6 protein-coding genes and 1 pseudogene are annotated in these 9888 nt (G+C 72.5%); 1 reads left to right on the top strand and 6 read right to left on the bottom strand.

Features of this window, described 5'->3' with window-relative positions; translation table 11 throughout:
• The 4 genes and pseudogenes from D7Y21_RS37660 to D7Y21_RS37675 form a co-directional block, all read right to left on the bottom strand.
• Positions 1 to 1370, bottom strand: a pseudogene (locus D7Y21_RS37660) (FrgA protein); the annotation flags it as partial.
• 50 nt (positions 1371 to 1420) lie between these two features.
• Positions 1421 to 3376 carry an RDD family protein gene (locus D7Y21_RS43195; RefSeq protein WP_233612447.1) on the bottom strand — a complete coding sequence of 652 codons (1956 nt, stop codon included), beginning with the start codon at positions 3374 to 3376 and terminating at the stop codon, positions 1421 to 1423.
• Between the two features lie 167 nt (positions 3377 to 3543).
• The gene (locus D7Y21_RS37670) at positions 3544 to 3810 is read right to left on the bottom strand and encodes a GlsB/YeaQ/YmgE family stress response membrane protein (RefSeq protein WP_120561959.1); all 267 of its coding nucleotides are present in this window, start codon (positions 3808 to 3810) and stop codon (positions 3544 to 3546) included.
• Between the two features lie 109 nt (positions 3811 to 3919).
• Positions 3920 to 4654 carry a 16S rRNA (uracil(1498)-N(3))-methyltransferase gene (locus D7Y21_RS37675; protein WP_120562573.1) on the bottom strand — a complete coding sequence of 245 codons (735 nt, stop codon included), beginning with the start codon at positions 4652 to 4654 and terminating at the stop codon, positions 3920 to 3922.
• Positions 4655 to 4775: 121 nt separating this feature from the next.
• Here D7Y21_RS37675 and D7Y21_RS37680 point away from each other — a divergent pair, with 121 nt between their 5' ends.
• Complete coding sequence (locus D7Y21_RS37680) at positions 4776 to 5771, top strand: asparaginase (RefSeq protein ID WP_158627409.1); 996 nt, start codon at positions 4776 to 4778, stop codon at positions 5769 to 5771.
• A 237-nt stretch (positions 5772 to 6008) separates the two neighbouring features.
• On the opposite strand, the gene D7Y21_RS37685 is transcribed toward D7Y21_RS37680, so the two are convergent.
• Together D7Y21_RS37685 and D7Y21_RS37690 are read right to left on the bottom strand one after the other, a co-directional pair.
• Positions 6009 to 6875: a 50S ribosomal protein L11 methyltransferase gene (locus D7Y21_RS37685; protein WP_121718275.1), complete on the bottom strand. Its 867-nt coding sequence runs from the start codon at positions 6873 to 6875 to the stop codon at positions 6009 to 6011.
• A 76-nt stretch (positions 6876 to 6951) separates the two neighbouring features.
• Positions 6952 to 9555, bottom strand: coding sequence for a pitrilysin family protein (locus D7Y21_RS37690; protein ID WP_121718276.1), 2604 nt, complete (start codon positions 9553 to 9555; stop codon positions 6952 to 6954).
• Positions 9556 to 9888 lie beyond the last annotated feature (333 nt).

Genomic DNA, 9888 nt, shown 5'->3' on the forward strand with positions numbered 1-9888 from the left:
GTGCGGTTCGCGGGCGGAGGCGCGGTGGGGGCAGTGCCCTGTGAGGTCTGGACGGTGGTGCCCGGTCGAGCGGGGCCCTGTGCCGGCTGCGCGGCCGGGGGCGTGCCCTGGGGGCCCTGTCCGGGGGCGCCCGGTCGAGCACCCTGGCCCGTGGTCGCGGGACCCTGGCCGCCAAAGCCCTGTGTCGCGGGCCCCGGTCCTCCGAAGCCCTGCGTCGCGGGACCCTGAGTGCCCGCGCCCTGCGCGGTGGTGCCCGGTCCGCCGAAGCCCTGCGTCGCGGAGATGCCCTGCGCGGTGCCCGGGCCTCCGAAGCCCTGCGTCGCGGGCCCCTGCTGCGCGGGGGGGGCGGGACGGCCCGCGGCCAGCGGCGGCGTGGCGTACGCACCGGGCGCGGCGGGTCGACCGCCCTGGGCGGAGCCCTGCGTCGCGGGCGCGGACGTGCCGGCCGGACCCACGGGCAACAGCACGGGCACGGACTGCGGCGGCGGTAGAGGACGCTCTCCCGGCGGGTAGAGCGTCGGCGGCGCGGCATTTCCCGACGCGCCCCGGTTCGGGGCCTGCGCGGGAGGCGCGGCGCGCGCGGGCGTGCCCGGCATGTTCAGCCGCAGGGGCTCGCGCGTGTACGCGGGAGGCGGGATGTCAGTGGGCGCCGGCGGTGGCGTGGGGCGCTGGACCGCGCGGGCCGTCGTCACCGGTCCCGCGGAGGTGTTCAGGCGCAGCGGCTCGCGCACGTACGCCGGGGGCGGGATGTCCGCGGGCTCGGGCTCACGCGAGGTGGCGGCGGGACGGGCTTCCGCGGGCACGGGCTCCTGGGCCACGTTGCGCGCCAGCTGCTCCACCATGTCCACCGTCATCGACTCGTCGTCCGGCGGCGGTGGCGGAGGAGGCGTGAGCGCTCCGGCCTGCTGGGCGACGGCCTCGGCCAACTGCACGAAGCGGGGCGGCATCGGCTGGCGGTAGATGATGGAGATCCACTCGCGCACCCTCAGCTCGATGGCGACCCACAGCTCCAGCGGCTTGCCCAGGAGGAAGCCGACTTCGTCCAGCTCCTTCTTGGGCACCGGGTAGGCGCACGCCACGTGCAGCGTGTTGCCGTCCAGGGACAGGGGGACGACGCTCAGGCGCTCGGCGATTTTCGGGGGGATGAAGCTGGCGACCTCGAGGTTGGGCTCGAAGTCCACCAGGTTCACGGGCCGGAAGCCGGAGACCTCGCCCATCATCGCGAGGACGTCCGCTTCGGAGAGGCCGCGCTCCAGGAGCGCGGTGTCCAGGTGGCCACCCTGGGCCTGATGCTGACGCAACAAGTCCCCGGCCTGCTCCTGGGACAGGAGGGCGCGCGAGACGAGGTGCTGGGCAAGACGCGAAGGCATGAAGGCCGCGGCATCTTACGGCCGCGGCCGCAAGGCACAATGAGCCGGTTTCAGCTCGGTTGGACGACGAAGGTGGACGTCAGCTTGTCATGGAGCGTCTGCCCGCGGCGGTCGAACAGCGCCATCCAGAAGCCGCCCAGGAAGAGAACAAAGGAAAGCCCGGCGAGCAGCGCCCGGAAGATGGCCCGGCCCGGGGTGGGCGCCATGCCATGGGTGTCCACCAACCGCAGGCCCAGGAGCAACCGTCCCAGGGTGCGTCCATTCCAGAGGAAGGCGGCGACCGCGCAGTACACGGTGGCGAGCACCAGCACCAGGACCACGCCCGGCAGCAGCACGGAGTGCAGCGCGCGCAGCCAGGCGACGAACGCGTCCAGCCCGGTCAGCCCCGGCTGCGGGCCCTTCACGCCCGCGACCGACGAGGCCAGGGTGATGTAGGCCGCCGCCACGGCGCTGATGGCCGCGGTGTCCACGGTGAAGGACAGCAGCCGGCGCCACAGCGAGGCGGGCCGCGCGTGGACCTCGCCCGTGGCTGGGACCGCCGAGGGCGCTGGGGCCTTCGACTTCGCGGGGGCGGCAGGGGCGGGCGAGGCTTCCATGCGGGACACTCCCGGAGCGGTCGCCGGGGACGTCGCGAAGGCCGGCGTCTCCAGCGGAGGCAGGATGGCCGGGTCCTCCATGACGGGAAGGCCCGGAGCGGCGTCCCGGCGAGAATGACCGGAGGCCTGCGCGGGAGCATCCATCAAGGGCAGGCCGGAAGACGCCTGCGATGCATCCCAGTGCTCGGCGGCCGACGGTCCGGAGGCGGGCTCCCGGCGGGGAAGACCGGAGGCCTGGGCCTGCGAGGCAGAGTCCATGTGCGGCAAGCCGGAAGCCTGGGCCTGCGCGGGCGCGTCCATGCGGGGCAGGCCAGGAGAACCCTGTGCGTTGCCACGCGGCTGACCCGACGCGGCCTGGGCCTGCGCGTCCATGCGAGGCAGGCCGGGCGACCCCTGGACGGGGTTTCCACGCGGCTGGCCCGAGGCCGCCTGTGGGCGCGGAATGTGCGGCTCCGTGCCGTAGGCCGGCGTGGGCGCGGAGCCAGGACGGGGCTCCGCGGGCTGCGCGGCGCGAGGCACGGCGACGCCAGGATTCTGGAAGCCCGGCTCCGACAGGGCCGCGGTGGGCGCGGCGCGCGGAGGCACGGCGGCCACCGGCGCTACGCCCGGAGGCGGCGCGGCGGGACGCGGAGGCTGCACGGCGCCAGCAGGCGCGTTCCCAGCGGGAGGCGTGGCGCGAGGAGGCATGGGCGCCGCCGCCCGAGGCGCCTGCTGCGCGGGAGCCCGTGCCGCCTGACCCTCCGCGTGCGGCGCGGAGGCGCGATCAGCCTGGGGCGCGGCAGGACGGGCCGCACGAACCGGCGCATCCGCGAGGGACGCATCCGCCTGGGGCTGAGCCGCGCGTGCCGGAGCCGCCGCGCGAATCGTCGCATCCGCCTGGGGCGCGGCGGGACGCGCGGTCGGAGCCGCCGCGCGAATCGTCGCATCCGCCTGGGACGCATCCGCGCGAGCCGGAGCCGCCGCACCCGCCTGGGGCGAAGCAGGGCGCGCCGTCGGAGCCGCAGCGCGAATCGTCGCATCCGCTTGGGACGCGGGGGCCGGCGCGGGGCGAGCCGCGGGAGCAGGATTGGGCGCGCGCACGGTGGGCGCGGCGGGCGGCATGGGCGCCATTCCCGGACGAACCGACGGCGTCATGCCCGGCGGGGTGACAGGGCCGCGAGGCGGCTCCATCGCGAAGGCCGGTGTGCCGCGCAGCGTCTCCGGCTCCATCGGTTCGCTGTTCAGGGTGATGGGGTCGCCACCCATGTCCTGGGCCATGCGGTCCCCGGCCTTGCGGCGATCAATGTGGATGTCGCGGTCGAGCAGGCTCGGGAGGGGGGCCACCGCGGGTGGGCGCGCGGCATTGGCGGCGCAAGCGGGGCAATCTCCGACCGGCGGCAGCGAGGCGCCGCACTTCAGGCACTTGGACAACGGATCCTCCCAGTGACGCGGACAACCGTCGCCATGAAAGGCCGCATTCAGGCCTGTAGCAAGAAAAGGACAAGCCCCCGCCGGTCCCTCGCCCGAGGAACCGTCAGGGGCTCGTTCGCGCCATCACAACCGGCCCTGTGGGGACGGTGCGTGTGGGGCGCCTCACGCTAGGCGTGGACGCGGCGCCGTCCCGCTGCTCCCACCAGGAGAAGCACGATGATGGATCCCACGACCGACATGATGATGCCGGAGGCATGCAGGTCGAACAGCCGGCCGTTGCGCTCGAAGAGTGAACCGATGAGACCGCCCACCAGCGAACCCACCATGCCCAACAGGGTCGTGGCCACCAGCCCCATGCTCTGCTTGCCCGGCAGGATGGCCCGGGCGATGAGGCCCGCGATGAGGCCGATGATGATGAATGCGATGATCCCCATGAGAGTCTCTCCCGTGTGAGGGACCCGCCAGGTCCCGACTGGCAGAAACGTAGGAATCACCACACGAATCCGTGACCTGGGATGCAGGGAGGGACTGTCTGCCCGACTGCTAACCGAGCGACCCGTCCAGGTGCTGCATCACCGCGAGCGCCGCGAGCGCCGCCGTCTCCGTGCGCAGGATGCGCGAGCCCAGCGTCACCGGCCGCGCGCCCAGCCCCCGCAAGCCGTCCACCTCCTCGCGCGCGAGCCCACCCTCGGGGCCAATCACCAGCGCCACCGGCGTCCCCGGCGCCACGCTCCGGAACGCCTCGCCCAGCGGCACTGCGGACTCCTCTTCATCCAGCACCAGCAGCAGCGTGCCCGGAGTCAGGGCGCGCGCCGCGTCCAAGAGCGGCCGGGGCGGATGCACCACCGGCACGTCGTCGCGCCGGCACTGGCGCGCGGCCTCTTCGACGATCTTCGCCCACCGCTGGGTGCGCTCCTCGGCGCGCTTGGGCTCCAGCTTCACCACGCTGCGCGCCGTGGCCACTGGATGGAACGCGGTGGCGCCCAACTCCGTGCCCTTCTGCAGCACCAGCTCCAGCTTGTCCCCCTTGGGCAGTCCCTGGAGCACGCTCATCTCGCGCGCGGGCGGCGTCACCCGCACGGCCCCCAGCACCAGCCGCACGGACTCCGCGTCCAATCCGGTGACGCGCGCCTCGAAGGCGCGGCCCTTGCCGTCGAACACCTCCAGCGCGTCGCCGTCCTCCAACCGCAGCACGTGGACGAGGTAGTGGCGGCGCTCGCCCGTGAGCGTCACGTCGGCGGGGGCGGGGTCGGGCAGGGGAACGAAGAGGCGGACCACGGCGGCTTCCTTGAAGGGGAGGGCGCCCACAGGATAGCCCTCCATGCGTCCAGGGGTTCCCTTTCCGCGACCCGCGAGCGCCCGGCCGAGTCCCGTTCCTGCTATGGCGCGCGAAACGCCCATGACCACCCTCGTCATCGAGTCCACCCGCTCCGGCTTCGTCGAATCCCTCCACACCGTGTCCGTCGCGGTGGTGAGCGCGGAGGGCACGCGCGTCGCGTTCGCGGGCGACCCGGAGCGCGTCACCTTCTGGCGCTCGGCGGCGAAGCCCTTCCAGTCCCTGCCCATGGTCCAGGACGGCGCGGCGGACCGCTACGGCTTCGGCCCGCGCGAGCTGGCGCTCTCCTGCGCGTCCCACTCCAGCGAGCCCGTGCACCGCGCCCTCGCCATGCAGATGCTGAGCGCCTCAGGCTGCGAGGAGCGCCACCTCGCGTGCGGCCCGCACCCGCCGCTGTCGCCCTCTGTCGCGGAGGAGGCGCTCAAGGCAGGCGTGGTGCTCACGCCCCGGTGGAACAACTGCTCCGGCAAGCACGCGGGGATGCTCGCGCTGGCGCGGCACCACGGCTGGGACGTCCACGGCTACGCCAGCGACGGCCACCCGGTGCAGGAGCGCATCCAGGACGAAATCGCGAAGTGGACGGGGCTGCCGCGTGACGCGCTGGTGAAGGCCGTGGATGGCTGCCTCGCCGTCTGCTTCGGCCTGCCGCTCAGCGCCATGGCCACCGCGTGGGCCCGCTTCGGCATCTCGGAAGCGCCCGCCGCGCGCCGCCTGCGTGAGGCCATGCTCGCGCACCCGGAGCTGGTCGCGGGCAGGGGCCGCGCGTGCACGGACCTGATGACGGCCTTCGGGGGCGAAGCGGTGGTGAAGATTGGCGCGGAGGGCGTCTACTGCGCCGCGCTGCCCCGGGCCCGCCTGGGCGTGGCCGTCAAGGTGGAGGACGGCGACGCCCGCTGCGCCGCACCCGCGCTCCTCGCCGTCCTGCGCCTCGTCTCAGAACAGCAGGGCCTGGCCCTGCCCATGACGGGCCTGGAACACCACGCGGAGCCGCGCATCCTCAACACCCGGAACGAAGCCGTGGGCTCCCTGCGCGCCGCCGGAACACTCGCGTTCGTCTGAGGACGCCCGCTGTAGCGCGGAAGGTCACACGCGCCGGGCGTCCCGTAACCTGCCCCGCTACAACCGCGCCCGTGTCCCTTGGAACTCCGAGGACTCAGCGGCAGGCACGCGGACTGCAATGTCCGCCAGGCACACGGCGGGACTCGCGAGGTCCTGACGCCAAGGGGGAAAGCCTCGCGAGTCCAGATGGGGTCGGGTGGGCGAGCCTTGCGTTCGCTGCCCGACCCCCTCTTGTTTCTAGCGCTTCAAGTCGATGCGCACCCACTCGCCCTGCTGCGCGCCCTCCAGCACGGTGCACCCCAGGTTGCGGTACGCCGCCTCCACGTCCGCGCGCTGGTGCGCGAGCACGCCGGCCAGCACCAGCCGGTCCTTCGCCTTGGCCACGATGAGGGGCGCCAGTTCAATCAGCGTGTTCGCCAGGATGTTCGCGAGCACCAGGTCGAAGGTGCCCGGGACTTGCGTCAGCTCGCGCCCGGAGATGTCCAGGTCGGGCGTCTGGTTGTCCGCGCAGTTCTCCTGGGCCAGCTCCACGGAGATGGGGTCGTTGTCGGTGCCCACCACGTGGCCCGCGCCCAGCTTCTTCGCCGCGATGGCGAGCACGCCCGTGCCGGTGCCCACGTCCAGGACGCTCGCGCCCGGGTGCGTGGACATGAAGTCATCCACGGCCGCCAGGCACAGCGACGTGGTGGGGTGGTCCCCCGTGCCGAAGGCCATCTTCGGCTCGATGACGAGCTTCACCTTGTCCGCCGGCGCGTTCGCCACGTCCCAGGGCGGGCCCACCCACAGGCGGCCCACCTGCACGGACTTGATGAGCGACTTCCACTCGTTGCTCCAGTCCTGCTGGGGCTGTTCGTCCAGGGACAGGCGCGCGGTGGGGTGGCTCTCCGTCACCGCGTCGCGGGCTTCCTCCGCGCTCTGTCGGTCCTCGAAGTAGGCGACGACGATGGACTCGCCCTTCGTGGGGGCGCGCACGCCCGGCATGGTGGGCGTCTCCGTATCGCGGACCTCCAGGCCCAGGGCGCCGGCCTCATGGAGCAGGTCCTGGAGGATTTCGGAGGCCTCCTCCGCGATATCCACGGTGAGTGACAAGTAGGTCTGGGACATGGCGCCCCTTCTACCGCACCCGGTGCGGCGTGGAAGCGCCGTCGTCGTGACGCTTCCACGCTCGCGATGGGAGGACCTACGGCCCGACGATGGCCATGGCCATGCGGTCGAAGTCGATGATCCGGCGGGCGACCTCCTGCACGTCCTCCGCCGTCACCTTCGCCACGTGCTCGGAGTAGTGCAGGAAGTTGTCCAGCCCGATGCCGTAGCAGGTGTCCAGCGCCAGCAGCGTCGCGCGGGCGCTGTTGCGCTGCAGGTCGATTTCATACGCCCCGATGATGTGCTGCTTGGCGCGCTCCAGCTCCGCGGCCGGAATCGGCTCGTCGCGGATCCGCTGCAACTCGCGGCGCATGCCCTCCACCGCCGCGTCCACCTTCTCCGGGCTCGTGCCCATGTAGACGGCGAAGTAGCCGGGCTCCAACCCGTCCATGGAGAAGCTGCTCACGCTGTAGGCCATGGAGCGCTTGTCGCGCAGCTCGATGAAGAGGCGCCCGCCCTGGCCCGACAGCACCGTGGACAGCACGTCCAGCACCACCCGCCACGGGTCGCTCATCCGCGCCGCCTGGAAGCCCAGCACCAGGTGCGTCTGCGCGCGCGCGAGCACCTGCTTCTCCGTGCGCGGAGCGGAAGGCGGCGCTTCCGGCCGCACCTGCTTCGGGGCCACCGCGCCGCCGCGCGACTTGCCGAAGTACTCGTTCGCCAGCGCCCGCACCTGCTCCACGTCCACGTCGCCCACCACGCTGAGCGTCATCTGCGACGGGTCCATGTGCGCGCGGTGGTACGCATGCAGCTGCTCGGGCCCCAGCGCCTCCACGGACGCCTTCTCGCCCATCAGGGACATCCGGTACGGGTGCTCCTGGTAGAGCGTGCGCGAGAACAGCTCGAACGCCACGCTGGACGGCTTGTCCTCGCGGGTGAGGATGTCCTGGAGCAGCAGCGCGCGCTCCCGCGCCACCTCCTCCTCGCGGAAGGCGGGGTTCAGCAGCACGTCCGCGAACAGCCGGAAGCCGGGCTCGAAGTAGCGCGACAGGAAGTCCGCCTTCAAGCTGATGGAGTTGCGGCCGCCCTGGCCGCTGATGTTGCTCACGTACAGGTCCCCCAGCTGGCTGATGTCATCCGCGCTGAGCGTGGTGGTGCCCTTGGTGAGGGTGCGGCTGAGCAGCGTGGTGATGCCGTTGTCCGCGGGCGTCTCGTAGCGCGCGCCGCCGACGAAGGCCGCGCGCATGGAGAACAGCGGCACGTGCGGCTCCACGCGGATGATGAGCGTGGCGCCGGAGGGCAGCTTCTCCTGCACCACCTCCGAACGCGCGGACGCGATGGCGCTCCGGGCCGGACGCGGCGGGGCGTCCGGGGGACGCTGCTTCGCGGCGCGCTCCGGAGGCGTGAGGCCGGGGCTCTTGGCCGCCTCATCCAGTGCCGCGTGCACGTGGGCTTCCGTCAGCTCCGCGGCGGGCGGCACCAGCGCGGTGACGACGGCGTGCTCCAGCCGCAGGTACTTCTGGGCCACGCGGCGCAGGTCCTCCGGCTTCAGGTTGCGGATGTCCTCCAGGTAGCGGGCCTCCGCCTCCAGGCCGCCGGGGGTCGTCTGGTACGAGCCCAGGTTGCGCGCGGTGCCCTGCACCGTCTCCTTGCGGTAGACGGACTCCGCCTCCACCACCGCCTGCACCGTGCGCAGCTCGTCCAAAGGCACGGGCGTGGTGCGCATCGCCTCCAGCACGCGCGCCGTCTGCGTGAGCGCCTTCTGCACCTGCGTGGGCGGCAGCGTCAGCGACACGGAGAAGATGCCCGGGTCCTTGGGCGTGTACGCGGACGCGTGCACGTCGTTGACCAGGTGCTGGCGGCGCTTCACCTCGCGCACCAGCCACGACGAATTGCCCTGGCCGGCGATCATCGCCAGCACGTCCAGCGCGGGCACGTCCGGGTGCTCCAATTCCGGGATGGCGAAGGCCAGGTGCAGGTAGACCTCCTTCACGTCCTCCGTCTGGACGAGCACGCGGCGGCCCGTGGGAGGCGGGTCGCGCGGACGCTCCACCGGACCCGCGTAGGGCCGGCCCCAGTCACCGCCGAAGATCTCCTCGACCCACTGGCGCAGCTCCGCCTCGTTCAGGTCGCCCGCGACGGACAGCACCAGGTTCCTGGGCGTGTAGTGCCGGTGGTAGAACTCCAGCACCTTCTCGCGGGTGAAGCTGCGCACGCTCTCCTCGGTGCCGATGACGGGCAGCCGGTAGGGGTGCGTCTGGAACGCGGTGGTGAACAGCCCGCGGGACGCGCGGCGCGACGGCGAATCGTAGCTGCGCTTGATCTCCTCGCACACGACTTCGATTTCGCGCGCCAGTTCGTCCTTGTCGAACGCGGAGCGGCGCACTGCGTCCCCCAGGATGTCCAGGCCCGTGCGGGCGAACTGGCTGGCGATGACGATGTGGTAGACGGTCTGGTCGAAGGACGTCCAGGCGTTGATTTCGCCGCCGTGCGCCTCGATGTCCCGGGCGATTTCACCGGGCCCCCGGCGCTCCGTGCCCTTGAAGAGCATGTGCTCGTGCAGGTGGGCGAGTCCGGCCTGGTCGGGCCTTTCGTCCGCGCTGCCGGCCTTGACCCAGACCTGGAAGGCCGCGACCTTGGCGGCGTGCTGCTCCTCGAAGACGACGGTGAGCCCGTTGGGCAGGGTGTAGCGGATGGCCATAGGAGTGGTCCGAAGCTGTCATCCCCTCCCAAGGAGAGGCAAGGCGAGGTGTGATGTTTGCTCCATTGGCTAACGTCCCGCCCCCTCCACGTCGAGCGGACCGTGCCGTCCGCCTCCCACCAGGCAGGCGAAGCGGCGCGGTTTCCATCGCGTAACTGGTGGAAACCCCCCGTGGTCGGTAACCTGGGACGCGCACATGCCGTCTCCCCCGGACGAGGCGGATCCGCTCGCGGACCTGAAGGAACTGCTGGATGACGGCGACGCCCCGGTGGCGGCGCCCGCTCCGGCGGCCCCCAGGCCGCTCGCGGTTCCCAGGCCTCCCCCCTCCGCGCC

This window comes from Corallococcus sp. AB045, from assembly GCF_003668895.1.
GTDB classification, from domain to species: Bacteria; Myxococcota; Myxococcia; order Myxococcales; family Myxococcaceae; genus Corallococcus; species Corallococcus coralloides.